This is a genomic window from Duganella sp. BJB476 (genome assembly GCF_003416895.1).
Classification (GTDB): Bacteria; Pseudomonadota; Gammaproteobacteria; order Burkholderiales; family Burkholderiaceae_D; genus Rugamonas.
In genome coordinates, this window is sequence record NZ_QVIO01000003.1 from 112974 (window position 1) to 136891 (window position 23918).

Annotated in this window: 30 protein-coding genes; 5 read left to right on the forward strand and 25 right to left on the reverse strand. The window is 62.5% G+C overall.

The window, feature by feature from the left end:
- Nucleotides 1-55: 55 nt before the first annotated feature.
- From D0T21_RS13795 to D0T21_RS32075, 4 genes are all read right to left on the reverse strand, one after another.
- Nucleotides 56-2542, reverse strand: a complete 2487-nt coding sequence (locus D0T21_RS13795; protein WP_116990159.1) for an MASE4 domain-containing protein — start codon at nt 2540-2542, stop codon at nt 56-58.
- A gap of 65 nt (nt 2543-2607) precedes the next feature.
- Nucleotides 2608-3483 carry a LytTR family DNA-binding domain-containing protein gene (locus D0T21_RS32730; RefSeq protein WP_116990160.1) on the reverse strand — a complete coding sequence of 292 codons (876 nt, stop codon included), beginning with the start codon at nt 3481-3483 and terminating at the stop codon, nt 2608-2610.
- Nucleotides 3369-3824, reverse strand: coding sequence for a sensor histidine kinase (locus D0T21_RS13805; RefSeq protein WP_116990161.1), 456 nt, complete (start codon nt 3822-3824; stop codon nt 3369-3371). Before D0T21_RS13805 ends, D0T21_RS32730 begins: the two co-directional genes overlap by 115 nt.
- Nucleotides 3767-3958, reverse strand: a complete 192-nt coding sequence (locus tag D0T21_RS32075) for a hypothetical protein (protein ID WP_158568009.1) — start codon at nt 3956-3958, stop codon at nt 3767-3769. Before D0T21_RS32075 ends, D0T21_RS13805 begins: the two co-directional genes overlap by 58 nt.
- Before the next feature lie 211 nt (nt 3959-4169).
- Here D0T21_RS32075 and D0T21_RS13810 point away from each other — a divergent pair, with 211 nt between their 5' ends.
- Entirely contained in the window at nt 4170-5012 is an 843-nt protein-coding gene (locus tag D0T21_RS13810; protein ID WP_199538467.1) for a DUF2306 domain-containing protein, read from the forward strand.
- Here the strand turns inward: D0T21_RS13810 and D0T21_RS13815 are convergent.
- Nucleotides 5009-5464 (reverse strand): nuclear transport factor 2 family protein, encoded by a 456-nt coding sequence (locus D0T21_RS13815; RefSeq protein WP_116990162.1) that lies wholly within the window; start codon nt 5462-5464, stop codon nt 5009-5011. The two genes, D0T21_RS13810 and D0T21_RS13815, sit on opposite strands and share 4 nt — an antisense overlap.
- Nucleotides 5465-5536: 72 nt before the next feature.
- Here D0T21_RS13815 and D0T21_RS13820 point away from each other — a divergent pair, with 72 nt between their 5' ends.
- The gene (locus D0T21_RS13820; RefSeq protein ID WP_116990163.1) at nt 5537-6136 is read left to right on the forward strand and encodes a TetR/AcrR family transcriptional regulator; all 600 of its coding nucleotides are present in this window, start codon (nt 5537-5539) and stop codon (nt 6134-6136) included.
- Here the strand turns inward: D0T21_RS13820 and D0T21_RS13825 are convergent.
- Nucleotides 6113-6499 carry a hypothetical protein gene (locus D0T21_RS13825; protein ID WP_116990164.1) on the reverse strand — a complete coding sequence of 129 codons (387 nt, stop codon included), beginning with the start codon at nt 6497-6499 and terminating at the stop codon, nt 6113-6115. The genes D0T21_RS13820 and D0T21_RS13825 overlap by 24 nt on opposite strands.
- Nucleotides 6500-6599: 100 nt before the next feature.
- Here D0T21_RS13825 and D0T21_RS13830 point away from each other — a divergent pair, with 100 nt between their 5' ends.
- Both D0T21_RS13830 and D0T21_RS13835 read left to right on the forward strand, forming a co-directional pair.
- Nucleotides 6600-7019, forward strand: coding sequence for a hypothetical protein (locus D0T21_RS13830; RefSeq protein ID WP_116990165.1), 420 nt, complete (start codon nt 6600-6602; stop codon nt 7017-7019).
- A complete protein-coding gene (locus D0T21_RS13835; RefSeq protein ID WP_147328104.1) occupies nt 7016-7471 on the forward strand; it encodes a hypothetical protein in 456 nt (151 codons plus the stop codon). Before D0T21_RS13830 ends, D0T21_RS13835 begins: the two co-directional genes overlap by 4 nt.
- A 27-nt stretch (nt 7472-7498) precedes the next feature.
- Here D0T21_RS13835 and D0T21_RS13840 read toward each other — a convergent pair whose 3' ends face one another.
- The 7 genes from D0T21_RS13840 to rpsF all read right to left on the reverse strand — a co-directional run bounded on the left by D0T21_RS13840 (nt 7499) and on the right by rpsF (nt 12244).
- Nucleotides 7499-8509 (reverse strand): inorganic phosphate transporter, encoded by a 1011-nt coding sequence (locus D0T21_RS13840; protein WP_116990167.1) that lies wholly within the window; start codon nt 8507-8509, stop codon nt 7499-7501.
- Between the two features lie 23 nt (nt 8510-8532).
- Entirely contained in the window at nt 8533-9159 is a 627-nt protein-coding gene (locus D0T21_RS13845) for a DUF47 domain-containing protein (RefSeq protein WP_026334225.1), read from the reverse strand.
- Between the two features lie 74 nt (nt 9160-9233).
- Nucleotides 9234-10619, reverse strand: a complete 1386-nt coding sequence (locus tag D0T21_RS13850) for a replicative DNA helicase (RefSeq protein ID WP_116990168.1) — start codon at nt 10617-10619, stop codon at nt 9234-9236.
- A gap of 121 nt (nt 10620-10740) precedes the next feature.
- Nucleotides 10741-11193, reverse strand: coding sequence for a 50S ribosomal protein L9 (gene rplI / locus D0T21_RS13855; RefSeq protein ID WP_116990169.1), 453 nt, complete (start codon nt 11191-11193; stop codon nt 10741-10743).
- A 34-nt stretch (nt 11194-11227) separates the two neighbouring features.
- On the reverse strand, nt 11228-11518 hold the full coding sequence (rpsR, locus tag D0T21_RS13860) for a 30S ribosomal protein S18 (RefSeq protein WP_008450941.1): 291 nt from the start codon (nt 11516-11518) through the stop codon (nt 11228-11230).
- 15 nt (nt 11519-11533) lie between these two features.
- The gene (priB, locus tag D0T21_RS13865; RefSeq protein ID WP_116990659.1) at nt 11534-11839 is read right to left on the reverse strand and encodes a primosomal replication protein N; all 306 of its coding nucleotides are present in this window, start codon (nt 11837-11839) and stop codon (nt 11534-11536) included.
- 18 nt (nt 11840-11857) lie between these two features.
- Nucleotides 11858-12244 carry a 30S ribosomal protein S6 gene (gene rpsF, locus D0T21_RS13870; protein WP_026334223.1) on the reverse strand — a complete coding sequence of 129 codons (387 nt, stop codon included), beginning with the start codon at nt 12242-12244 and terminating at the stop codon, nt 11858-11860.
- 240 nt (nt 12245-12484) lie between these two features.
- On the opposite strand from rpsF, the gene lexA reads away from it, so the two are divergent.
- Nucleotides 12485-13123, forward strand: a complete 639-nt coding sequence (lexA, locus tag D0T21_RS13875; protein ID WP_116990170.1) for a transcriptional repressor LexA — start codon at nt 12485-12487, stop codon at nt 13121-13123.
- A 4-nt stretch (nt 13124-13127) separates the two neighbouring features.
- Here lexA and D0T21_RS13880 read toward each other — a convergent pair whose 3' ends face one another.
- From D0T21_RS13880 to D0T21_RS13935, 12 genes are all read right to left on the reverse strand, one after another.
- Nucleotides 13128-13622, reverse strand: a complete 495-nt coding sequence (locus tag D0T21_RS13880) for a hypothetical protein (protein ID WP_116990171.1) — start codon at nt 13620-13622, stop codon at nt 13128-13130.
- Nucleotides 13623-13681: 59 nt separating this feature from the next.
- Nucleotides 13682-14926 (reverse strand): cystathionine gamma-synthase family protein, encoded by a 1245-nt coding sequence (locus D0T21_RS13885; RefSeq protein ID WP_116990172.1) that lies wholly within the window; start codon nt 14924-14926, stop codon nt 13682-13684.
- A gap of 55 nt (nt 14927-14981) precedes the next feature.
- Nucleotides 14982-16505 (reverse strand): amidophosphoribosyltransferase, encoded by a 1524-nt coding sequence (gene purF / locus D0T21_RS13890; RefSeq protein ID WP_116990173.1) that lies wholly within the window; start codon nt 16503-16505, stop codon nt 14982-14984.
- Between the two features lie 39 nt (nt 16506-16544).
- Complete coding sequence (locus D0T21_RS13895) at nt 16545-17033, reverse strand: CvpA family protein (protein ID WP_116990174.1); 489 nt, start codon at nt 17031-17033, stop codon at nt 16545-16547.
- Nucleotides 17034-17050: 17 nt separating this feature from the next.
- On the reverse strand, nt 17051-18073 hold the full coding sequence (locus D0T21_RS13900; protein WP_116990175.1) for an SPOR domain-containing protein: 1023 nt from the start codon (nt 18071-18073) through the stop codon (nt 17051-17053).
- A 22-nt stretch (nt 18074-18095) separates the two neighbouring features.
- Nucleotides 18096-19385, reverse strand: coding sequence for a bifunctional tetrahydrofolate synthase/dihydrofolate synthase (folC, locus tag D0T21_RS13905; RefSeq protein ID WP_116990176.1), 1290 nt, complete (start codon nt 19383-19385; stop codon nt 18096-18098).
- A gap of 182 nt (nt 19386-19567) precedes the next feature.
- Nucleotides 19568-20440 (reverse strand): acetyl-CoA carboxylase, carboxyltransferase subunit beta, encoded by an 873-nt coding sequence (gene accD / locus D0T21_RS13910; protein ID WP_116990177.1) that lies wholly within the window; start codon nt 20438-20440, stop codon nt 19568-19570.
- A 122-nt stretch (nt 20441-20562) separates the two neighbouring features.
- Nucleotides 20563-20844 (reverse strand): antitoxin, encoded by a 282-nt coding sequence (locus tag D0T21_RS13915; RefSeq protein ID WP_116990178.1) that lies wholly within the window; start codon nt 20842-20844, stop codon nt 20563-20565.
- Nucleotides 20845-20847: 3 nt separating this feature from the next.
- Entirely contained in the window at nt 20848-21126 is a 279-nt protein-coding gene (locus D0T21_RS13920) for a BrnT family toxin (protein WP_116990179.1), read from the reverse strand.
- Nucleotides 21127-21195: 69 nt separating this feature from the next.
- Nucleotides 21196-21993, reverse strand: a complete 798-nt coding sequence (trpA, locus tag D0T21_RS13925) for a tryptophan synthase subunit alpha (RefSeq protein WP_116990180.1) — start codon at nt 21991-21993, stop codon at nt 21196-21198.
- Nucleotides 21994-22003: 10 nt separating this feature from the next.
- Nucleotides 22004-23257, reverse strand: a complete 1254-nt coding sequence (gene trpB, locus D0T21_RS13930) for a tryptophan synthase subunit beta (RefSeq protein WP_373886671.1) — start codon at nt 23255-23257, stop codon at nt 22004-22006.
- Nucleotides 23202-23915: a phosphoribosylanthranilate isomerase gene (locus D0T21_RS13935; RefSeq protein WP_116990660.1), complete on the reverse strand. Its 714-nt coding sequence runs from the start codon at nt 23913-23915 to the stop codon at nt 23202-23204. The genes trpB and D0T21_RS13935 overlap by 56 nt, the downstream gene beginning before the upstream one ends.
- Nucleotides 23916-23918: the final 3 nt, after the last annotated feature.

Consider the following 23918-nt stretch of genomic DNA (forward strand, 5'->3'; position numbering starts at 1 on the left):
GTAAAGAGGCGGCATGATAGCCTATTTGGGACGCCTCGGGCCGGCGGTGACCGGATTACAGGCTGCGGCTGGCGCGCTGCGCCGAACACCGCAGCGCCGCGTTCAGCGCTTCGGTAAACTCGTCCAGGTTCAGCGGCTTGGTCAGGTAGTACATGAAGCCTTCCTGCCGGCTGCGCGCGACATCGTGCGACATCGCATTGGCCGACAGCGCGATGACCGGAATGTCCTGCGTGGCCGGATCGGCGCTTAGCAGCTGCATCGCTTCGTTGCCGCTCATGCCGGGCAGGTTGATGTCCATCAGGATCACGTCCGGCTGCTGCTCGCGCGCCAGCCGCAGGCCGGTGGTGGCTTCGGTGGCGCTCAACAGTTTGAGGTCGCCGCGAAAGCCGATCAACTCCCGCACCAGCAACAAGTTGGCCGGATTGTCTTCCACGTACAGCAGGGTGCGCTGCCCGGCCCCGGCGACCGCCAGCAAGTCCACCGGCATGATCTGACTGAAGCCGGTGACCACGCGCAGCGCCGCAGCCGCCTTCAGCTCGATCCAGAACACGCTGCCGACGCCGACCGTGCTGCTGACGCCGATGGTCCCGCCCATCATTTCCACCAGGCGCCGGGTCATCACCAGCCCGATGCCGGTGCCCTCCTCGTTCGACGCTTCGCGCCCCAGCCGGTTGAAGGGCTGGAACAGTTGGGCAAGCTGGGCCGGCGTGAGGCCCTCGCCGCCGTCCTGGATCGCGATCCGGGTGCGCTCGGGCGACAGGGCGACGCAGGTCACGCTGACCAGCCCGCCCTTGCGGTTGTACTTGACCGCATTGCTCAGCAGGTTGAGCAGCACCTGCTTCAGGCGCGTGTGGTCGGCCTGCACATACATGCCGGGGTCGAGCACGAAGCGCAGGCGCAGGTCGCGGTTGTCGGCCAGCGGGCCGATCATCTGCTGGCAGCTGGTCATGACCTCGTCCAGTTCGACCGCCTCCACCGACAGCGACAGCGTGCCCGACTCGACCTTGGCCAGGTCCAGCACTTCGTTGATCAGCACCAGCAGATGCTTGCCGGCCTTGAGGATGTGCTGGATGAATTCGCGCCGCTTCTCCGGCGTCACCGGCATCTTGTCCGCCACCAGGATCTGCGCGAAGCCGAGGATGGCGTTGAGCGGCGTGCGCAGTTCGTGGCTCATATTGGCCAGGAAAGTCGACTTGGCCTGGTTGGCCTGCTCGGCGTTGATCTGCGCGCGCCGCAGCTCGGCCACGAACTGCTTGCGCTCGCTGATATCGGCCAGCACCACCACCGACTGCCGCACGCCATGCACTTCGAAATCGTTCATCGCCAGCTCCAGCGGCAGCTGGCGGCCGTCGCGGTGCAAGCCTTCGACCTCGCCGTCGCGAATGAAGGCATGTTCGCTGTCGGCCGCCAGTTCCGGTATCAGCAGCGAGATGTGGCGTCCCACCACGTCCGCCGCGGTGTAGCCGAACACCCGCTCCAGCGCCGGGTTGGCGCTGATCACCACGCCGGCGGCGTCGGTGGTGAGCACGCAATCGGCGATGTTGTGCACCACCGCGCGGATTTCCTCTTCCTTGAAATGCAGCTCGTCCAGCGCTTGCGCGTACTGCGTGGCGCGCTGCTCGTTTTGCAGGTTGAGGCGTTGCAGGTCGGCGCTGCGCTGCAGCGCCTGCTCATGGGACACCACCAGGCGGGCAAACAGCTTGTTGCTCTCCAATAGCAGCACGATCAGCACGCAACTGGCGGCAAACAGGCCATAGATGCGGCCGGCGTACCAGCCGACGTCGTAGCGGCCGGCGTTGAGCACCGCCGACAAGCCGATGTCGCACAGCCAGGCCCCCATCACCACGCCCAGCCACAGGTCCAGCAGCGAGCGGCTGGAATAGCGCCACAACACCGCGAGCGCGGCCAGGCTGGCGCCCCAGGTGCCGGCCAGCACGATGCGGCCGGCCAGCGTGTAATGGCCCGACACCAGGATGGGCGGCAGCAAGTCGTGGCCGACCGTGGCCAGCACGGTAAAGGCGGCGGCGGCCAGCAGCGCCGCGGCGATCGCCCACAGCGAGGCCAGCCGGGACGGCGCCGGGTCGTGGCGCCGCTGGCGTTCGCGATGGCCCAGCAGCGCGTAGGCCGCCACACAGACGGGGAAGCCGCCGTGCCAGAACACATACAGCCAGGCCGTGGCCTGGCTATGCCCGCCCAGCCAGCCGCTGGGCGAGAACACCCCCGGGAAGGTCAGCATGTGCGGCACGGTCAGCAGGGCGGTGAACAGGTAGCCGCCGGCTAGCACTAGCAGCGATCTCGAGCGCAGGGTGCTGAAGTGCCCGAACAGCATCACGGCGGTAATCAGGTCGTTGAGCAGCAGGCTCGATTCGTAGATGGGGATGAAGGCGGCCAGCGCTGGCAGCGGCTCCTTGGTGTAAGGCAGCAGCGCGCAAAAGACCAGCGCCGACACCAGCGTGAGCACCAGCGCGCGCTTGCGCGCCGGCCGGTCTGCTTCCATCAATGGCAACAATGGCAAGTTTGCTGCCGGCGACGTCTCCGTCATGCATCCTCCGCGGTGGTTGCGGGCCTTTCAGCCTGCAAGTCATTGTACATCGGCGCGCAGCGGACTTACATCTGGCGAAATAAATGCAGGTAACTGCGGCTTACCTGCAACACATCCTGGCGATGCTTCAGATGGATTTGCGCGGTTTCATTGTCGCCACGTATCACATGGCTGATCGCGCCCAGCCTGACCACCGCCGAACGGTGCACCTGGGCGAAATGCTGGGCATCGAGCTGAGCCAGCAGTTCCTTCAGCGGCGTGCGGATCAGGGCTTCGCCCGCCTGGCCGTGGTCGCCGCGCCAGGCCACCAGCGTGTACTTTTCATCGGCGCGCAAAAAATCGATCTCGTCGACTGAAATCATGCACAGCGCCTGCCCCACTTGCGCACGTATCCAGCGCAGCTGCGGCGGCGCTTCCGGCTTGGCCAGCTGCGCCGACAACTGCGCCAGCAGCAGCGCCATGTCCGGCGCCGGCTGGGCATCGGCGCGCACGCGCTGCTGCAAGCGCGCCACGGTTTCCGCCAGCCGCACCGCCTCCACCGGCTTGACCAGGTAGTCGAGCGCGCCTCGCTCGAAGGCCTGGATCGCGTATTCGGTGTAGGCGGTGACGAACACCAGGTGCGCGCGGCGGCCGATCTGCATCGCCGCCTCCACGCCCGACAGGCCAGGCATGTGCACGTCGAGAAAACAGATGTCGGGTTGCAGCGCGTTGAATTGTTCGACCGCCTCGCGGCCGTTGCGCGCCTGCGCCACCACGTCCAGCTCGGGCCAGGCTTGCGCCAGCAGGCGGGTCAGCGATAGCCGCAGCAGCGGTTCGTCGTCGGCAATCAGCGCGGTGGCGCGCGCACCGTCATCGCCGGCCCGCCCGCATCGGCAAGTCCAGCTCGGCGCACACGCCGTGCGGCTGCACCGCGGACAGGCGCAAGGCCGCGTCGGCGCCAAACACCAGCAGCAGCCGTTCGCGCAAAGAACAGGCCGCTGCCGGCCGCTTGCAGGCCGATGCCGGTATCGATCACCTGCGCATGGCAACGGCCATCGCGCAGCCGCACGCTGAGGTCGATGCGGCCGCCTTCTTCGCTGGGATCGATGCCGTGGCGAATCGCGTTCTCGACCAGCGTCAGCAAGGTGGTCGGCGGACATTGCAGCGGCAAGGCGGCATCGTCGGCCGACAGCGTGAACTGCAAGCGGTCGGGCATGCGCATATGCATCAGCTCCAGATAGGCGATCAGGCTGCCCAGCACGGCCGATGCCTGCGGTGAGCCGGAGTCAACCAGCTCGCGCACATGAAGCTCGAATGCCAGCCGAGGCCGATCGGCAGCCCGATCACGAAGGATGCACACAGCGTGAAGCGCACGCGCCGCCGGCCCAGCAGCAAGGCGAAACCGTGCGGCGGCGCGGCGGTCAAAGTAGTAGACATGAGCCGATTATAGGCCACGGATTCAGGCGGAATTTCGGCATCGGCGGGGTTATTTTTCAGCCGCCTGCAGCCATCGTCATTCGTCGGCGCCGGCCGTGCTTCGTCGCAAAAGGGTCGTCGTTGGTCGGATACGACTGGTGTGCACCGGCGCCTTCGGCCATATTCCGATGCGGCGCCGGCATGCGGCGAAGCACAACCCTGGAGGAGTGAGATGTCGGATACCCTGATGATGAACGGCGCCGCGCCCTATGGCCGCAAGATGCGCGTACGCGCCGGCCAGGCGCTGAAGGCCGCGGCCGCGTTCTGGTTCGCGGCGATGGTGGCCGGCCAGGCGGTCTTCGTGACCTATATCGTGTCGTTCTATGGCGGCGCGGTGGCGGCGGGCGATTGGATGCGCTGGAATAAGGTACTGCCGGTCGGTTACGTTCCCGGCGATCGCGTGGGCAACTCCGCGCTGGCCGCGCATCTGGCGATCGCCGCCCTCGTCACGCTGGCGGGACCGTTGCAGCTGATCCCGGCGATACGGGCGCGCTTCCCGGCGTTCCACCGTTGGAACGGGCGCATCTATGTAACGGTCTCCATCGTCACCGGCATCGCCGGCACTTACATGGTCTGGACCCGCAACGCGGCCGGCGACATGACCCAGCATAGCGGCACCACGCTGAACGCCGTGCTGATCACGCTGTGTGCTGTGATGGCGGTGCGCCACGCGCTCGCGCGCCGGCTGGACGTGCACCGGCGCTGGGCGCTGCGACTATTTCTGGTGGTGAGCGGCAGCTGGTTTTTCCGCGTCGGCCTGCTGTTCTGGATTCTGGTCAACGGTGGTCCGGTCGGTTTCGATCCCAAGACCTTCACCGGCCCGGCGCTCAACGTACTGGTGTTCGGCGAATCGCTGCTGCCGCTGGCGCTGCTGGAACTTTACCTGCGTGCGCGCGACGCTGGAGGCCCTGCGCGCAAGCTGGCCGCGGCAGCCGGCCTGACGCTGCTGACGCTGGCAATGGGAGTGGGAATTTTCGGCGCCAGCATGGCTATGTGGCTGCCCCATATTCCCTAGGCGTCGCTGATCGGCGCGGCGGCGGCCTCGGCGATGCCGCTCGCGGCCATGCCGCGGCAGTAGCGCTCCAGTTTCGCCGTGTCGCAGTGGACCTCCAGCTTGCTCACGCGGCCCCAGCGCAGTTCGAATTCATGCACGCCCTGGTTGGAGCCGGTGCTGCCGTCTGGCAGCGTGAAGCGGTCCTTCCACGTCACGGTGGCGACCGTGCGCCACGGCCAGCCGGTGACGGCGATGGCGTCGATCTCGAAGCGCAAGCCCGGCAGCAGCCGCGCCAGGCGCGCGTACCACTGCGCGGTCGACGCCATCGTGCGGCGCTCGCCAGCCAGCGGATGTTGACCGTGCATCACGTGACGGTGCGCGGTCGCGAACTGCGGCAGTACCCGCTCGTAGGCGCCGGCATTGATATCCCCAAAAGCACGCCGCAGCTTGCGGTCAACGATAAAGTGGTACATGGCGAACTCCAATCTTTACACTGGAAAGATCTGTATAGTGCGATGATATCTTTCTCATGTCAAGATAACTTTATGGTCACCAAACCCTACCACCACGGCAATCTGCGCGACAGCCTGCTCGATGCCGCCGACGCCCTGCTGGCGCAGGATGGCGCGCAGGCGCTCACCTTGCGCGAAGTGGCCAAGGCGGCCGGCGTGTCGCATGCAGCGCCCTACCATCACTTCGCCAGCCGCGAGCAATTGCTGGCGGCGGTGGCGGCACGCGCCTTCGCCGGACTGGCTGCGGCCATGGCGACGGCAGACAACGACCATACGCGCGGCCAGGGCGAGCGGCTGATGGATATCTGCGAGGTGTATGTCGAATTTGCGCGCGCGCGGCCGGCGCAATTCCGTTTGATGTTCGGCCCGCTGCTGGCGCAGAAGTCCCACTACCCGGATTTGAAGCAGGCGGCCGAAGGCGCGTTCAATGTGCTGGTCACGGCGGCCACCGCTTTCGACGCGCCGCGCGGCCCGGAACTGGCCTTGACCGGATGGAGCCTGGCGCACGGACTGGCCAACCTGGCGATCGACGAGGCGTTCACGGATTTACCGATAGCAGTGCCCGCGCCGTCGGTGCTGGCGCGGGCGATGACGGCGCGGATGCTGGGATTACAGGGCGGCGTCGACCAGTAGCTGCGGCTGCAAGGCGCGGATGCGCAGCTCGGTAAAGTAGCCGCCCGCCTCGTTGTAGCGCAGGTAGTGGCGACCGCAGTTCAGGCAGCGCGAGACCTGGCTCAGGTTGCACGGATAGTAGCGCGGCGCGATCGGCGCGTCGTCGCTTTCGTAGCGCGTGCCGTGCGGGTGATATTCGGCGAAGGTCGGCTCGTCGTACGGATCGTCCATCAGCGTGCCGATTTCCTCGAAGCGATCCAGCTCCAGCGACGTCGGCAAGCGCTGCCAGGCCGCCAGCGAAACAGTACTGCAACTACAGGGTGCCGTCACTCCAGCAGAAGTCTGGGCCAACAGCATCAGTTGCGCAAAATCGATTTTCAGCATGGAATGCCCATCAAAAGGATTTTCGATTCTACTGCAATCCAGATCAACTTGCCGCCACGTGAAGAGGCCTCAATTACCCTAGCACTTCGGCGAGGAGAATATGGAGCTCAGAATTTTAACGTGGCTGTTTCCCTGGTTGATGGCTGTGCTTGAGTTCCTACTGAGAGCCAGTTCGGGAAATCCTGATGCGGTGGCATTCATCGGCCCAACTGTCGGCGGCACGGCCCTGGGGATGTTGTTGCCACTTACGCACGCCAGCTTATTAGTGAAAGGGCACTCCCCGCAGGCCGAAGGCTCCGCGAACACAGGCTTGATTGATCCAACCGCCGACCAGTGGGCTCAGCGCATCAATATCATTCTCTGGCTCGGCCTGGCTGCGTGGGCAGCCAGCCTTTATCTCAGCATCAATCACAGTAGCCCCTACTTTCCGCAACTGGATGGAGTGCGAACTTCGCTCTTAATTGGTTTTATACTTTGGACGTGCGCCGTCTTAGCAGACCTCATTCGAGGAGGCAAATGATGAACTGGGAATCACTCAAGGAAGGCCTTTTATTGATAGGCATCGGGATGACGGCCTCAGTAATTGTCGGCATCATCGCCACGATCATCCGAGATCGTTATCTCCAGAGAAAACCGGAGGATGACTACACCTACGTCGTCAAGAGTAAAAAAGGAGGCAAAAAGACCGTCGTCGTATTGCCGCCGGACCTACCAGAAACCGCACAGCAAGATATTATGCGCGTAGCGTATGAAAACCTGGGATTACCCCCGATGGTGCACTATCCTGTACCGATGCCCAGATGCGAAAGCAATCTTTGGCTCTTGCGCCACCATAAAACCAAAGCATTCAAGAATGGCGATTCACAGGCAGTCCGAATCCCGACAGAAATCGCTTACGATCGGCCGGATATTGATTTGGATATCCAGCGTATCGGCGACGAGCTCCGCATTCGTCCGGCACAAAGCCAATAAAAAAGGGAGCCGAAGCTCCCTTGCGTATTACATGATGTGGTGACCAACCCACCAGGCCAGCGCGGCCACGAAGGCCGAGGCCGGGATCGTGAACACCCAGGCCCACACGATATTGCCCGCCACGCCCCAGCGCACCGCCGACATCTTCTGCGCCGAACCGACGCCGACGATCGCACCGGTGATGGTGTGCGTAGTCGAGACCGGCACGCCGAAGTGCGAAGCGATCAGCAAGGTCAGCGCGCCGCCGGTTTCGGCGCAGAAGCCGCCCACCGGTTTGAGCTTGGTGATCTTCTGGCCCATGGTCTTGACGATGCGCCAGCCGCCGAACAGCGTGCCGAACGAGATCGCCGTGTAGCACGAAATCACCACCCACAGCGGCGGCGCCGTGTCGCCGACCGGCACCTGGCCGACCGCGATCAGCAGCATCCAGATGATGCCGATGGTCTTCTGCGCATCGTTGCCGCCGTGGCCCAGGCTGTATGCGGCGGCCGACGCCAGTTGCAGGCGGCGGAACCACTTGTCGACCCGGCGCGGCGTCGAGCGCACGAAGATCCACGACACGATCAGCATGATGATGGAGCCGAACACAAAGCCCATCAGCGGCGACAGGATGATCCACTGCACCGTCTTCAGCAGGCCGCCGCCGACCAGCGCGCTGGTGCCGGACTTGGCCACCGCGGCGCCGACCAGGCCGCCGATCAGCGCGTGCGACGACGACGAGGGAATGCCGTAGTACCAGGTGAACAGATTCCACACGATGGCGCCGACCAGCGCGCCGAAGATCACGTATTGATCGACGATGCCCGGATCGATGGTGCCCTTGCCCACCGTCGAGGCGACGTGCAGGCCGACCACGAAGATCGCGGTGAAATTGAAGAACGCGGCCATGGCCACCGCCGTCTGCGGCTTGAGCACGCCGGTCGAGACCACGGTGGCGATCGCGTTGGCGGCGTCGTGGAAGCCATTCATGAAGTCAAACACCAGCGCCAGGGCGATCAGGATGCCCAGCACGTAGATGCTGATTTGTAGGGTATGCATGTTGGACTATTCTTTTGTAGTTATTATGCGTTTTCGACGATGATGCCTTCGATGATGTTGGCCACATCTTCGCAACGGTCGGTCACGGTTTCCAGGATCTCGTAGATGGCCTTCATCTTGATCAGGTTGCGCACGTCCGGTTCATCGCGGAACAGCTTGGACATGGCGGCGCGCATCACGTGGTCGGCGTCCGATTCCAGGCGGTCGATCTCTTCGCAGATGGCGACGATCTGGCGCGAGTTGTCCATGTTGTGCAGCAGGGCCACGGCGTCGCGCACCTTCTCGGCGCAGGCCAGCACCAGCTCGGCCAGGCGCTTGGCTTCCGGCGTGACCGAATGCAGGTCGTACAGCGAGACGGTCTGGGCGGCGTCTTCCAGCAGGTCGAGGATGTCGTCCATGCGGGTGATCAGCTTGTGGATGTCGTCGCGGTCGATCGGCGTGATGAAGGTCTTGTGCAGCAGGTCGACGGTGGCGTAGGTGATCTTGTCGGCTTGCTTTTCGATGCTTTCAATCGCGTGCACGCGATTTTCCAGATCGTCGAAATTGGACATCAGGCCCAGCATTTCTTTTGCACCTTTGACGCACAGCTCGGCGTGTTGGTTAAACAGGTCAAAAAATTTGCCCTCGGTGGGCATCAAACGTCCAAACATTTTATTCTCCGTTCCATTAATTACTGCAGATCGCCGTCCAGGATATGGACGGCGTAAAGATTAGTCGCCCTGGCTTAATCGCCTTGATACAGCGCCAGGTTACCGACATAGTTGCCAAACTTGGTGTACTGGCCGATCCAGGTCAGGCGTACCGAGCCGATCGGGCCGTTACGCTGCTTACCGATGATGATCTCGGCCGTTCCTTTATCGGGCGAGTCCGGGTTGTAGACCTCGTCGCGATACAAGAAGATGATGACGTCCGCATCCTGCTCGATAGCGCCGGATTCGCGCAAGTCGGACATGACGGGACGTTTATTGGGACGTTGCTCCAGCGAGCGGTTCAGCTGCGACAGCGCGATCACCGGGCACTGCAGCTCTTTGGCCAGGCCCTTGAGCGAGCGCGAGATTTCCGAGATCTCGGAGGCGCGGTTGTCGCCCTGGGTCGAGCCTGTCATCAGCTGCAGGTAGTCGACCACGATCAGGCCCAGCTTGCCGCATTGGCGCGACAGGCGGCGCGCGCGGGCGCGCATTTCGATCGGGTTCAGCGCCGGGGTCTCGTCGATATAGACCTGGGCGTCGTTCATTTTCTGGATGGCGTGCGTCAGGCGCGGCCAATCCTCGTCGTTCAGCTTACCGGTACGCAGGCGGTGCTGGTCCAGCTGACCGACCGAGCCCAGCATACGCATGGCCAGCTGCACGCCGCCCATCTCCATCGAGAACACGGCGACCGGCAGGCCCTCTTCCACCGCGACGTTCTCGGCGATGTTCATAGAGAACGCGGTCTTGCCCATCGACGGACGGCCGGCCACGACCACCATGTCGCCCGGCTGCAGGCCGGAGGTCATGCGGTCGAGGTCGATCCAGCCGGTCGGCACGCCGGTGATCTCGGACTGGCTTTCGCGTGAATACAGTTCGTCGATGCGCTCGACCACCTGGGTCAGCAGCGGCTGCACGGGGGTCCAGCCGGCGGCGCCGCGGGCGCCCTGCTCGGCGATGGCGAAGATCTTCGATTCGGCCTCGTCGAGCATCTGCTTGACTTCCTTGCCTTGCGGGCTGAAGGCCTGGCCGGAAATTTCGTCGGCGACCGTGATCAGCTGGCGCAGGATGGAACGATCGCGGACGATCTCGGCGTAGCGGCGGATGTTGGCGGCCGATGGCGTGTTTTGCGCCATCGCGTTCAGGTAGGTCAGGCCACCCACGTCCTCGGCCTTGCCCAGCTGGGACAGGGTTTCAAACACGGTGATGACGTCGGCCGGCCTGGACGCGTTGATCATCTTGACGATCTGCTCGAAGATGATGCGGTGGTCGTAGCGGTAGAAGTCGTCCGGATTCATCATATCCGCAATGCGGTCGAACGCCGCATTATCGCGCAGCAGGCCGCCGATGACGGACTGTTCTGCTTCGATGGAATGCGGCGGGACGCGGAGTGAATCTATTTGCGGATCGGAGGGGGCGTTCATGGCGCGAATTATACCTGCTTGCTTGAGCCGTATTACAAATTTATGACGAGAAAAAAGCCGGGCAAGCCCGGCTTTTTCAATGTGTTGCCATACCGACCAGACGTCGCCGCCCGGTCGAATATTAGGCGGCTTCGCCTACGACAGCAACGGTCACTTCTACCACCACGTCGGTGTGCAGAGCAACGCTTACTGGGTGCTCGCCAACGGTCTTCAGAGGACCGGTAGGCATGCGCACAGCAGCTTTTTCAACAGCGAAACCAGCTTTGGTCAGCGCTTCAGCGATGTCGAAGTTGGTGACCGAGCCGAACAGACGGCCGTCAACACCAGCTTTTTGCGAAACGGTCACGGTCATGCCGTTCAGTTTCTCGCCTTGGGCTTGAGCAGCAGCCAGCTTTTCAGCAGCGGCTTTTTCCAGTTCAGCGCGCTTGACTTCGAATTCAGCAACGGCGGACGCGGTAGCGCGGCGAGCCATTTTTTGCGGAATCAGGAAGTTACGTGCGTAACCGTCTTTAACTTTAACGACTTCACCCAGGTTGCCCAGGTTGACGACTTTTTCTAACAGAATGATTTGCATAGTTCTTCTCCAGGATCTTATCTAGACGACGCGATTAAGCGTGGTGCAGATCGGTGTAAGGCAGCAGCGCGAGGTAGCGAGCGCGCTTGATTGCGGTGTCAACTTGACGCTGGTAGTGCGCCTTGGTACCGGTCAGACGTGCTGGCATGATTTTGCCGTTTTCCTGGACGAAGTCTTTCAGGGTGTCGACGTCTTTGTAGTCAACTTGTTCTACGTTTGCGGCGGTGAAGCGGCAGAATTTCTTACGCTTGAACAAAGGATTCTGTTGCTTGCGCTTTTCTTTCAGCTTGAGCTTGTTTTTGTCGAACTTTTTACCGAATGCCATTTTAGGCTCCTGTATCTAAATTGAGCTGTCTGGGACAGCACTAAAATCAATGATGTGAAACACCAGGCTTTTGCTATTGCGATTCTTCTTGTTCAGGAAACCGTTGAACTGATACATGCCTGCCAGTGGCGCCTGACTGAAGCGGCCTGAAATCTCGCCCGCGGCAACCGCGGAAATTTCAAACTCGCTCAATCGGGCGATGCCTGCCTCGGTCTGCTGGGATCGGTGCTGGAGTACAGCGTTCACGATCGGCATGCCGGCCGGGGTGTAGCGCAAGGCGTCCCGTTCGGCGATCAAGGCAATAAACTGGAGCTGGTTCAGCTCGGCTCCTGGCAACAATTAGGCCGCAGGAGCAGCAGCAACTGCTGGAGCTTCGGTGCGATGCGATTTCGCTGCATCTTCACGTTGTACCGACTTCATCATCGGCGAAGGAGCGGTTTCCGCTTTCTTCATCTTGACGGTCAGGTGACGCAGCACGGCATCATTGAATTTGAAGGCGGTTTCCAGCTCGACCAGGGTCTCGTTGTCGCATTCGATGTTCAGGCAGATGTAGTGTGCTTTAGCCAGTTTCTGGATCGAGTAAGCCATCTGACGACGACCCCAATCTTCAACACGGTGCACGGCGCCGCCGCGGGTGGTTACCGAGGCTTTGTAACGCTCGATCATGGCGGGCACTTGCTCGCTCTGGTCCGGGTGGACGATAAATACTATTTCATAGTGACGCATGCAAACTCCCTTAAGGACTGTGAATATAGCCCACCCTGGCGTCAAGACAGGTGTGGGAAGAGGTAAGCCCGCGACTATATCAGCTTTTCCGGCAAAAGACCAGCACCTGCGGCGACGCCAAATCCCCTCTCCTATGAGCCTTCATGAATTTATTTCGCGCAAAGCAACAAATTCCCTTGCATTTCGCTTCACACTGTACAAAAATACAGACTGTCTATATACACAGGCCCAAAGCACTCTATGATCAAGCTCACCGCAAGACAGGAACAAATTCTCAATCTGATCAAGGATGCCATCGAAAACACCGGCTTCCCGCCGACCCGTGCCGAAATCGCCAATGAACTGGGCTTCAAATCCGCCAACGCGGCCGAGGAGCATCTGCAGGCGCTGGCGCGCAAGGGCGCGATCGAGATCGCCGCCGGCACTTCGCGCGGCATCCGCCTGCTGGGCGTGCACGCCGAGCCGGCCGCCTCCAAGGTGCCGGTGTCGCTGATGATGTCGCTGCCGCTGATCGGCCGCGTGGCCGCCGGCTCGCCCATCCTGGCGCAGGAAAATCTGGAGACCAGCTACAGCGTCGATCCGGCCATGTTCTCCTCCAAGCCGGACTACCTGCTGAAGGTGCGCGGCGAATCGATGCGCGACGCCGGCATCATGGACGGCGACCTGCTGGCCGTGAAGAAGGTGGACAGCGCCAAGAACGGCCAGATCGTCGTGGCCCGCATCGGCAACGACGTCACCGTCAAGCGCTATCGCAAGACCGGTTCCCTCGTCGAACTACTGCCGGAAAACCCGGACTTCAAGATCATCAAGGTCGATCCTGAAGCGGACGAGTTCGCGCTGGAAGGCCTGGCGGTCGGCCTGATGCGCAGCTGGCACTAAACGCCTAGCGCTTGCCGGCCGTCTCCGGCAGGTGCGACAGGTCGCGCGCGCTCAAGGCGATGTCGCCGCGCCGGCCTTCCCACGCGGCCTGCGCCAGCGTGACCGCATCCGCCTGGCGCCTGGCCTCGTCCGCCACCCGCACGAACACCTCGCTCATCAAGGTCTGCGCGGCGTCGATTTCATCGTCTGTCATCAGGTCGGCCAGGTCGGGAGGAATGCTCTTGCCGACCGGGAGCGCGGCATTGTAATTGGCAAGGAACTGGTCGTAGCAGCTGCGCCACGCGGCCAGCGCCCGCGTCACCGCAGGGCCGCCGGCCAGAGCCGGACGCATCGGAATGTTGGGAGGCTGGCAGTTGAAACGGGCCAGCGCAATATCGGCGCCGTCGTAGCGGCTGGTGTAATACTCGATCTCGGCTTGCCGCGCCAGGCGGCGAGCCTGATCGTCGGCGAAGGCGTTACTTGACAGCACGGTCAAGGCAAGTACCCATGCTGCTCTCATAACGCCTCCTCCCGCTTAGCAAAATTGAAAGCTTAGATTATCACAACTCGGCGCACCGATCAGCAAGCTTCCAGTGCGCAGGTGAAGTCGTCCAGCAAATCGTCGGTATCCTCGATGCCGACCGAGACCCGTATCAGCGACTCGGCAATGCCCATCGATGCCCGGCGTTCGGCGCCCATCTCGAAGAAGATGGTGTGCGCCACCGGGATGATCAGCGTGCGCGTATCGCCCAGGTTGGAGGCTGGAATGGCCAGCTTCAGGCGGTTCAGGAAGTCGAAGCAGTCGATGCCGTCCTTCAGCTCAAAGCTCAGCAGCGAGCCGAAGCTGCGGAACAGTTCGCTGGAGATGGCGTGCTGCGGGTGCGACGCCAGGCCCGGGTAGTAGACGGCGGCCACGCGCTCGTCCGCCTCCAGCAGCCTGGCCAGCGCCAGCGCATTGGCGCTGGTGCGCTCCATGCGCAGCGCCAGCGTCTCGGCGCCGACGGCGATGTGGTGCGCCGCTTCCGGCGCCAGCGACGAGCCGAAGTCGCGCAAGCCCTTGGCGCGGATCTGCGCCAGCCCCCATTGCAGCGGCGCGGCCTTCTTGTAGTTCTCGTAGATGTTCGGGAAGCGGGTCCAGTCGTAGGCGCCGGTATCGGTCAGGCTGCCGCCCAGCGCGTTGCCGTGGCCGCCGATCGACTTGGTCAACGCGTTGACCACCAGGCCGGCGCCGACCGACTTCGGACGGAACAGGTATGGCGTGGTCATCGTGTTGTCGACGATGTAGAGGATGCCGCGCTGCTGGCACAGCTCGCCGATGCGCTTGAGGTCCGCCACTTGCGTGCGCGGGTTGGCGATGGTCTCGACGAACACCACGCGGGTCTGGTCGGTGATGGCGGCGGCGACGTTGGCGACATCGGTGGCGTCGACAAACGACACGGCCACGCCCTGCGCCATGGTGGTCTGCCACAGGCTGTTGGTGTTACCGAACAAGAACGACGACGACACCACATGGTCGCCCGCGCGCAGCAGCGACTGGAACACGGCGCCGATCGCGCCCATGCCGGTGGCGAAGCAGATCGTGCCGACGCCCTGCTCCATCTTGTTGACCTTGTCTTCAAGGGCGGAGATGGTCGGGTTGCCCTGGCGGCCATAGCGGAAGCCCGGCTCCTTGCCCTGGAACACCGAGGCCAGCTGGCGCGCGTCGGCGTAACCGAAGGCGACCGAGGTGTGGATGGGCTTGTGCAGCGAACCGTGCTCGATGCCCTTCTGGCGATCGTTATGCAGAATGGTGGTGGTGAAGCCGTAGTTTTTCTTGTCGTTCATGTTCAAGCAGTCAAAAAAAAAGCCCGGTGCGGAATGATCCGCACCGGGCGCGACATCAGCCTTCGGCGGTCGCGAGATTCAGATTCAGTTGCGAGCGTCCAGCATCCTCGGGGCCGGCGGCCTTCGGATGGTGGCGCGCGTATTCCAGCTTGTCCAGGTAGTCCTTGGAGATGTCGCCGGTGACGTAGACGCCGTCGAAGCACGAAGCCTCGAAGTTCTTCAGCGCCGGGTTGACGTCGGAGATGGCGCGCTTCAACGCGTCGATATCCTGGTACACCAGGTGATCGGCGGTGATCTCGCGGCAGACTTCCTCGGTGCTGCGGCCGTAGGCGATCAGCTCGTCACGGGTAGGCATGTCGATGCCGTACACGTTAGGGAAGATCACCGGTGGCGCCGCCGAAGCGAAGATCACCTTCTTGGCGCCGGCTTCGCGCGCCATCTGCACGATCTCGCGGCTGGTGGTGCCGCGCACGATGGAGTCATCCACCAGCAGCACGACCTTGTCCTTGAACTCGGAAGCGATGGCGTTCAGCTTCTGGCGCACCGACTTCTTGCGCGCAGCCTGGCCCGGCATGATGAAGGTACGGCCGATGTAGCGGTTCTTGATGAAGCCTTCGCGGTATTCCACGTTCAGCGCCAGCGCCAGCTGGATCGCTGCTGGACGCGACGAATCCGGAATCGGCATGACGACGTCGATCTCGCCATCCTTGAATTCGCGCTTGATCTTCTCGGCCAGGTACTCGCCCATTTTCAGGCGGGTGGCGTACACGGAGGCGCCGTCGATGACGGAATCCGGACGGGCTAGGTAGACGAACTCGAACACGCAAGGGTTGAGCGATGGATTGTCGGCGCACTGGCGCGAATGCAGCTGCTTGTCGGCGTCGATGAAGACGGCCTCGCCCGGCGCGATGTCGCGCACGAAGCGGAAGCCCATGCCTTCCAGCGCCACGGACTCGGAAGCGATCAGGTACTCGGCGCCCTGCTCGGTTTCGTTGATGCCCAGGCACAGCGGACGGATGCCGAACGGATCGCGGAAGGCCAGCAGGCCGACGCCGGCAATCTGCGCCACGGCAGCGTAGCCGCCGCGCACGCGGCGATGCAGCACGGTCACGGCGTTGAAGATGGTTTCAGCGTCGATCGAGATGCCGGTGGTGGCTTTCTGGATCTCGTGGGCCAGCACGTTCAGCAGCACTTCCGAATCGGAATCGGTGTTGATGTGGCGACGGTCGTTCTGGAACATTTCTTTTTTGAGCTGTTCCCAGTTGGTCAGGTTGCCGTTGTGCGCCAAGGTGATGCCGAACGGGGCGTTGACGTAGAACGGTTGCGCTTCTTCCTCGCTCGACGAACCGGCGGTTGGATAGCGGCAGTGACCGATGCCGGAATTGCCTTGCAGCGTACGCATGTTACGGGTACGGAAAACGTCACGAACGAGGCCGTTGGCCTTGTGCATGGCGAACATGCTGCTGTGATTGGTCGCGATACCTGCCGCATCCTGGCCGCGGTGCTGCAGCAGCAGCAATGCGTCATACAGCAGTTGATTGACAGGTTGATGGGATACGACGCCGACGATGCCACACATGATGTTGCTCCTGGACTTGGTGCTACAGATTTAAAGAATTCAAAAATTCACATGCTGCGCCATGGCAGCGGGAAGAAAGGCTTTCACCGTATGCGCTCCGGTCTCCGCGAGCGGACTCAATAGCGCATCCTTCCAGAATGCTTGTTGCGGTATCGACGTCATCCCACACAGGATGACACCAGCCAGCACAATTACAAGGCCGCGACCGAAGCCGAACACCATGCCCAGCGCGCGATCAACCAGGCTGAGGCCGCCGGCATCGAGCAAGGCGCCCAGCGCCATGCCCAACAGGCCCGTCAAAATCTTCACACCGATAAACAGTGCGATAAAGGCAAGGATCAAGCGCAGCACCTCGCCCGGCACCACCGGCGGCAGCATAGTCGCCAGCACGGCGGCGTAGGCGTTGGCGACCACGAAGGCCACCACCCAGCCCGCCAGCGACAACACTTCCTTCACCAGGCCGCGCATCATGCTGATGATGACCGACGCAACCAATACAAAAATCACCAGATAATCGAATATCGTCACGTCGGGCGCCTGCGGGGTCAGACGGTTTCGAGACGGCCGCTCAGGCCCATGGCGCTCAGCTTGGCCCGCACTTTTTCGGCCTCATCCTTGTTGGTGAACGGTCCCACGCGCACGCGGGTGATGTCACCTGACGGCGTCTTTTGCGTGAAGGAGCTGATGCCGGCCTTCTTCAATTTGTCGCGCAGCTCGTCGACCTTGCCCTGGTCGCTAAACGCGGCCACCTGCAATACGAATTTCTGGCCGGTTTCGGCAGCGGCGGCCGGCTTGGCGGCGGACTTGCCTTCCAGGATGGCCAGCGCGCGGGCGTCTTCCGAGGTCGCGGCCGGCTTGGCGTTGTCGGCCTGCTTGGCGGCCTTGGCTTCGGCCAGCTTGCGCTCGGCGTCCGCCTTGGCCTTGGCTTCGGCTTTCACTTCGGCCTGCTTGCGTTCGACTTCCAGCTTGTAGTCGGCGTCCTGGCGGGCCTTGGCTTCGTTGTCCGCTTTGTTCTTGGCGATGGTCTCCGCCTTGGCCTTGGCTTCGGCCTTCAGTTCGGCATCGCGCTTGGAGGTATCGACCTTGACGGGCGCCACCACCAGCGGAGCGGCCGGCGCGGCGGCAGGCTTGGCCGGCTTGACGTCGTCGACGATTTCTTCCCGGCTGTCCAGGGCGGCGCTCTGCGCTACCGGCGCGGCGGCGGCCGCAGCAGGGGCTGGCGCAGGAGCAGCCTCGGCTGGCTTGTCCTTGGCGGGAATCTTGATTTCAATATCGGACGCCAGCGGCTTCGGTTCGGAATCTAGCACCATCGGCAAGCCGATGGCGACGCCCAGCGCCAGCGCGATGGCGCCAACCAGGCGGCGGCGCGCGCGTTTCTTTTCCGGCAACACCGGATCGTCCGCTTCGCGGTCTTTGCCGCGGCGGGATTTGGCGGAACCATCCGCCGACGAGGCGCGCTTGGAGCGTGCGCGCTCCGTCGCGGCCTGGTCATCTGCGCTGGTGTAATAGCCGCTGTCCTGACCAGCGGTCTCTTGCTTGTTTTTACCGAGTTTCGAGAACAAGCCCATGCGTGATTTCAGTCCTGTGCGTTCAATGGAATGCGGATTTTCGTGCCGCCATGACGCCGGCGACCGTGAGGAAAGATCCAAAGACCACAATTCTATCATTCTCCCCGGCTCGGCTGATCGCATTTGCATACGCCGCGGCCGGATCGTCGAAGATATTGATGGTGCGCTCGGCTTTTTCTTCTTGCACGATTTGCACCTTGGCCGCCAGTTCCGAGGCGCTGGCCGCGCGCGGCGACGGCAGGTTGGTCAGGCACCAGTGGTCCACGTGCTCGGACATGGCGGCGATCACGCCGTCGATATCCTTGTCGTGCATGGAGCCGAACACGGCATAGGTGTACGGGTGGAAGCCCATATTGCCGAGGTTCTGGTTCAGCGCCGAGGCCGCGTGCGGATTGTGCGCCACGTCCAGGATCACCGTCGGGCGGCCAGGCAGCACCTGGAAGCGGCCCGGCAGCTCCACCGTCACCAGGCCAGTGCGCACTTCCTGCGCGCCGACCGGCAGTTCCATCTTCAGCGCCTCCAGCGCGGCCAGCACGGCTGCGGCGTTGAGGATCTGGTTGGCGCCGCGCAGGCTAGGATAGGCCAGCGAATTGCGGCGCTGCGAGCGGCCGCCGTAGTTCCATTGCTGCTTGTCGCCGGAATAGTTGAAGTCACGGCCCATCAGCCACAGGTCGGCGCCGATGGCGTTGGCGTGGTCGATCAGCGATTGCGGCGGCACCGGGTCCGAGCAGATCGCGGTCTTGCCGGCGCGGAAGATGCCGGCCTTTTCGAAGCCGATCGCCTCGCGCGTGTCGCCCAGATAGTCGGTATGGTCGATATCGACGCTGGTGACGATGGCGACGTCGGCATCGACGATGTTGACCGCATCCAGGCGGCCGCCCAGGCCCACTTCCAGGATCGCGACATCCATGCCGGCGCCCGCCAGCAGGTGCATGATGGCCAGCGTGGTGAATTCGAAATAGGTCAGCGGCGTATCGCCGCGCACCGCTTCGACCGCGTTGAAGGCGGCCACCAGCACTTCGTCGCTGGCCAGCTTGCCGTTGATGCGGGCGCGCTCGTTGAAGTCCAGGAAGTGCGGCTTGATGTACAGGCCGACCTTGTAGCCGGCGCGCATCAGCACCGATTCCAGCATGGCGCAGGTCGAACCCTTGCCGTTGGTGCCGGCCACCATGACGACCGGGCAGCTGAAACTCAGTTGCAGGCGCTCCTTGACGGCGAGCACGCGGTCCAGGCCCATGTTGATGACGGTTTCGGCGTGGCGCGACTCAAGCAGTGCAAGCCAGGCGGGCAAAGTAGTTGGGAGATTCGGCATGATGGGGGCTCAGAAATGAAAAACGGCGCGCAGGCCGGCATGATAGCCGATTGCGCGCCGTAGCGTGAGGGAGTGACTAGGCGGTTGCTTCAAAATGAGCGCAGCAAGGCGCGGCGGCGAAGACAGTGCGTTAGCACGGCGAGACGCCGCAACGCCGCTGCGGTCTTTTTGAAGCGACCGCTTTAGGCCAGCACTTCCACCGCTTGATTTTGCAGCAGTGCCATCAGACGGGCGATTTCTTCGCGCATCTTGCGGCGGTCGACGATCATGTCGACGGCGCCCTTGGTGACCAGGAACTCGGCACGCTGGAAGCCTTCCGGCAGTTTCTCGCGCACGGTGTTTTCGATCACGCGCGGGCCGGCGAAGCCGATCAGCGCTTTTGGCTCGGCGATCACAACGTCACCCATGAAGGCGAACGATGCGGACACGCCGCCCATGGTCGGGTCGGTCAGCACGCTGATGAACGGCAGCTTCTTGTCGGACAGCTTGGTCAGCATGGCGGTGGTCTTAGCCATTTGCATCAGCGACAGCAGGCCCTCTTGCATGCGGGCGCCACCGGTGGCGGTGATGCAGATGAACGGCACTTTCTGTTCCAGGGCCACTTGCGCGCCGCGCACGAAGCGCTCGCCGACCACGGAGCCCATCGAGCCGCCCATGAATTCGAATTCGAAGCAGGCCACCACGCAAGGCAGGCTCATGATGGCGCCGCCCATGACGATCAGCGCATCGGTCTCGCCGGTGGCTTCCATCGCTTGCTTGAGGCGGTCAGGGTATTTCTTGCTGTCTTTGAATTTCAGCGTATCGACCGGCAGGGTGTCCATGCCGATTTCGTAGCGGCCGCCGGCGTCGAACAGGCTGTCGAGGCGTTCACGGGCGCGGATGCGCATGTGATGGTCGCATTTCGGGCAAACGTGCAGGTTCGATTCCAGATCGGTGCGGTACAGCACGGCTTCGCAGGATGGGCACTTGACCCACAGGCCCTCGGGCATGGTCTTGCGTGCGGCAGCGTCGGAACGCTGGATACGTGGGGGCAGCAGTTTTTCCAACCAACTCATAAATTCTCCTTGCAGCTAACTTGTGGCCGAAGTGTAGCCGTTTCTTGCCCCCCTGTCGAACTTTGCTGTACAACAATTTTTAAGGTTCGTCATGGAATTGGCGGGTTTTTAGAGGTAAACCACTACGTCTTCGTCTCGAGTTCGATCTGCCGTTCAATGTAGGCATCCAGGTCTTTCCGCTCTTCCAGTGTCGGAAAACCAATGTTGAGCACCCTGCCAGCACTCGCTAGCTTCTGCAAATAGAGCTGCATCACCTTTTCTACAGGAAAGCCAAAGGCGTCGCCAAGCTTTTGAAAGTAAGCCAGGGAATCGAAGTCCAATCGGAACGCAACTTCCTTACTCAGCTTCTCGAAAAAAGGGTTCGGCACCCGTTTCATCTTGGAAAAGTCATACTCTTTACGCATTGATCACTCCTCAGAATACTGTTTCCGCTCCGATTTTGATGCTCTTCTCGCGGAAATGATGCGAACACCGTCATCGCCCAGAAAACAGTAGCTAATCAACAATAAAATTTCGCGGCGCCGGCTTTGGGCTAATAGCTGGTGACGGTCTTCGTGATCGGCATGCCCGGAATCCAGCCATGATTGGGCATATGGATCTCGGAATGCATCTTTGGCCTCGTCAAAACTCACTCCATGCTTGCGGAGGTTGGATCTGGCCTTGCGGGCATCCCATTCGAAGCGCACGACCGCTCCCCTTCAACATAGTCAGTTCTTAACTATGTATCAAGGTGAGCGGTCGGGATTTGCGGGAGGTCAGGCGTCGAGGGCGGCGCGGATGCCGCTGACGAAGGTTTGCACGGCGGCGACGGCGCCGTCTTTGCCGGCGGTTTCGATTTCCTGGATGATGCGGCTGCCGATCACAACGGCGTCGGCCACCTCGGCCACGGCGCGCGCGGTGGCGCCGTCGCGGATGCCGAAGCCTACGCCGATCGGCAACTGCACATGCTTGCGGATCGCCGTCAGGCGCTCAGCCACTTCCACCGTGTCGATATTGCCGGCGCCCGTCACGCCCTTCAGCGAGACGTAGTAGCTGAAACCGCCACCGACCTTGGCCACCTGCGCGATGCGCTGCTCGGTCGAGGTCGGCGCCAGCAGGAAGATCAGGTCCAGCTCGGCGGCGCGCATGGCGGCCGCGAACTCTTCACACTCTTCCGGCGGGTAATCCACCACGATGGCGCCATCCGCCCCCACCGCCTTCGACTTGGCGATGAAGGTGGCCGCGCCGATGCGCTCGATCGGATTGGCATAGCCCATCAGCACCACCGGCGTGGTCTGGTTGGTCTTGCGGAATTCCGCCACGTAGCCGAACACGTCATGGATGCCGACGCCGTGGGCCAGCGCCCGCTCGCAGGCGCGCTGGATCACCGGGCCTTCGGCCATCGGATCGGAAAACGGCACGCCGAGTTCCAGGATGTCGGCGCCGCCGGCCACCATGGCGTGCATCAGCGGCACGGTCAGTTCCGGCGCCGGATCGCCGGCGGTGATGAAAGTGACGAGCGCGGTTTTTTTGTGCGCCTTCAGGGCGCTGAAAGTTGCTGCGATTTTGGACATGTCGTTTTCCTTAGTTGAAGTTCAAACCCATACGTTCTGCAACCGTATGCATGTCCTTGTCGCCCCGACCCGACAGGTTGGCCAAAATAATTTGATCTTTAGGCAAGGTTGCCGCCAGCTTGGCCGCGTACGCCAGCGCGTGCGACGATTCCAGCGCCGGAATGATGCCTTCGATATGACAACAATCGTGGAAGGCCTGGAGCGCCTCCTCGTCCGTGATCGACACGTATTCCGCGCGGCCAATGTCCTTCAGGTAGGCATGCTCCGGCCCCACGCCCGGATAGTCGAGGCCGGCAGAGACCGAATGCGTCTCGATGATCTGGCCGTTCTCATCCTGCAGCAGATAGGTGCGGTTGCCGTGCAGCACGCCCGGATAACCCTTGGTCAGCGAAGCGGCGTGCTTGTCGCCGTCCAGCCCCTCGCCCGCCGCCTCGACGCCGATCAGGCGCACCTGTTTCTGGTCGATATACGGATAGAAGATGCCCATGGCGTTGGAGCCGCCGCCGATGCAGGCGACCACGCAATCTGGCTGGCGGCCGGTCATTTCCGGCATCTGCACCAGGCACTCCTCGCCGATCACCGACTGGAAGTCGCGCACCAGCATCGGATAAGGATGCGGGCCGGCCACGGTGCCGATGATGTAGAAGGTGTTTTCAATGTTGGTGACCCAGTCGCGCATCGCTTCGTTGAGCGCATCCTTCAAGGTCTTGGAACCGGACTCCACCGGCACCACGGTCGCGCCCAGCAGCTTCATGCGGTAGACGTTCTGCGCCTGGCGCTTGACGTCCTCGCTGCCCATATAGACCACGCACTCCAGCCCGAAACGGGCGCAGATGGTGGCGGTGGCGACGCCATGCTGGCCGGCGCCGGTCTCGGCGATGATGCGCGGCTTGCCCATGCGCTTGGCCAGCAAGGCCTGGCCGATGACGTTGTTGATCTTGTGGGCGCCGGTGTGGTTCAGGTCTTCGCGCTTGAAGTAGATCTGCGCGCCGCCGGCCAGTTCGGACCAGCGCTTGGCGTAGTAGATCGGCGACGGCCGGCCGACAAAGTGCTTGAGCTCGTAACGGAACTCGTCGAGGAACTCGGGATCTTTGCTGTAGCGCTCGTAGGCTTCGTTGAGCTCGGCCAGGGCGTAGGTCAGCGTTTCGGCGACGAAGGAGCCGCCGTAGGGGCCGAAATGGCCTTTGGTATCGGGAAGGTTGTAGTCTTTAGCGTGGAACAACGGCTTCGCTGGGGCGTTCATCATGGTGGATTTCGCTTTCATTCATGGTATCTCCGGCCCGCACCGCCGCGACAAAGTCGGCGATCTTGCGGGCATCCTTGATCCCCCTGGACGCTTCGACACCACTGCTGATGTCGACGGCGTAGGGGCGTACACCGACCACCGCGTCAGTCGCGTTGTGTACGCTCAAGCCACCACTTAAAACGACCCGAGGCGCGAGATCTTTTGGAATGAGAGACCAATCAAAACCCTTTCCTGCACCGCCATAGGCATCCACATAGGTATCCAGCAACAGGCTGGTGAACAAGGGACTGGCGGCGCGGCATAGCTGCTCGTATTCTAGCAAATCGGACGGAAGTGTGTCGGGTTTGACGCGGAACACGCGCATGAACTGCCGCCCGGCCGCCGCCGCGATGGCGGCGGACTGCTCCACCGTCTCGTCGCCGTGCAGCTGGATCAGCGAGATCGGCGCGATGTTGCAGGTGGCCGCCACTTCTTCCGGCGTGGCGTTGACGAACAGGCCGGTGCAGGTGATGAACGGCGGCACGGCGCGGATCAGCTCGGCGGCCTGCTGCGGCGTCACGTAGCGCGGGCTCTTCGGATAGAACACGAAGCCGATCGCATCGGCGCCGGCCGCCACCACGGCTTGCACATCTTCCAAGCGGGTCAAACCGCAAATCTTGATACGCGTGCGTGCCATGTT

Bases quoted from the DNA above. Each gene is read 5' to 3' on its own strand.
- trpA (WP_116990180.1), bottom strand. From the start codon at position 21,993: ATGTCCAAAATCGCAGCAACTTTCAGCGCCCTGAAGGCGCACAAAAAA.
- lexA (WP_116990170.1), top strand. From the start codon at position 12,485: ATGATCAAGCTCACCGCAAGACAGGAACAAATTCTCAATCTGATCAAG.
- trpB (WP_373886671.1), bottom strand. From the start codon at position 23,257: ATGAAAGCGAAATCCACCATGATGAACGCCCCAGCGAAGCCGTTGTTC.
- D0T21_RS13820 (WP_116990163.1), top strand. From the start codon at position 5,537: ATGGTCACCAAACCCTACCACCACGGCAATCTGCGCGACAGCCTGCTC.
- D0T21_RS13810 (WP_199538467.1), top strand. From the start codon at position 4,170: ATGTCGGATACCCTGATGATGAACGGCGCCGCGCCCTATGGCCGCAAG.
- D0T21_RS13900 (WP_116990175.1), bottom strand. From the start codon at position 18,073: ATGGGCTTGTTCTCGAAACTCGGTAAAAACAAGCAAGAGACCGCTGGT.
- D0T21_RS13885 (WP_116990172.1), bottom strand. From the start codon at position 14,926: ATGAACGACAAGAAAAACTACGGCTTCACCACCACCATTCTGCATAAC.
- D0T21_RS13830 (WP_116990165.1), top strand. From the start codon at position 6,600: ATGGAGCTCAGAATTTTAACGTGGCTGTTTCCCTGGTTGATGGCTGTG.
- purF (WP_116990173.1), bottom strand. From the start codon at position 16,505: ATGTGTGGCATCGTCGGCGTCGTATCCCATCAACCTGTCAATCAACTG.
- D0T21_RS13880 (WP_116990171.1), bottom strand. From the start codon at position 13,622: ATGAGAGCAGCATGGGTACTTGCCTTGACCGTGCTGTCAAGTAACGCC.
- D0T21_RS13915 (WP_116990178.1), bottom strand. From the start codon at position 20,844: ATGCGTAAAGAGTATGACTTTTCCAAGATGAAACGGGTGCCGAACCCT.
- D0T21_RS13845 (WP_026334225.1), bottom strand. From the start codon at position 9,159: ATGTTTGGACGTTTGATGCCCACCGAGGGCAAATTTTTTGACCTGTTT.
- rplI (WP_116990169.1), bottom strand. From the start codon at position 11,193: ATGCAAATCATTCTGTTAGAAAAAGTCGTCAACCTGGGCAACCTGGGT.
- folC (WP_116990176.1), bottom strand. From the start codon at position 19,385: ATGCCGAATCTCCCAACTACTTTGCCCGCCTGGCTTGCACTGCTTGAG.
- accD (WP_116990177.1), bottom strand. From the start codon at position 20,440: ATGAGTTGGTTGGAAAAACTGCTGCCCCCACGTATCCAGCGTTCCGAC.
- rpsR (WP_008450941.1), bottom strand. From the start codon at position 11,518: ATGGCATTCGGTAAAAAGTTCGACAAAAACAAGCTCAAGCTGAAAGAA.
- D0T21_RS13825 (WP_116990164.1), bottom strand. From the start codon at position 6,499: ATGCTGAAAATCGATTTTGCGCAACTGATGCTGTTGGCCCAGACTTCT.
- D0T21_RS13850 (WP_116990168.1), bottom strand. From the start codon at position 10,619: ATGAACGCCCCCTCCGATCCGCAAATAGATTCACTCCGCGTCCCGCCG.
- D0T21_RS13795 (WP_116990159.1), bottom strand. From the start codon at position 2,542: ATGACGGAGACGTCGCCGGCAGCAAACTTGCCATTGTTGCCATTGATG.
- D0T21_RS13935 (WP_116990660.1), bottom strand. From the start codon at position 23,915: ATGGCACGCACGCGTATCAAGATTTGCGGTTTGACCCGCTTGGAAGAT.
- rpsF (WP_026334223.1), bottom strand. From the start codon at position 12,244: ATGCGTCACTATGAAATAGTATTTATCGTCCACCCGGACCAGAGCGAG.
- D0T21_RS13840 (WP_116990167.1), bottom strand. From the start codon at position 8,509: ATGCATACCCTACAAATCAGCATCTACGTGCTGGGCATCCTGATCGCC.
- D0T21_RS13835 (WP_147328104.1), top strand. From the start codon at position 7,016: ATGATGAACTGGGAATCACTCAAGGAAGGCCTTTTATTGATAGGCATC.
- D0T21_RS32075 (WP_158568009.1), bottom strand. From the start codon at position 3,958: ATGTCTACTACTTTGACCGCCGCGCCGCCGCACGGTTTCGCCTTGCTG.
- D0T21_RS13815 (WP_116990162.1), bottom strand. From the start codon at position 5,464: ATGTACCACTTTATCGTTGACCGCAAGCTGCGGCGTGCTTTTGGGGAT.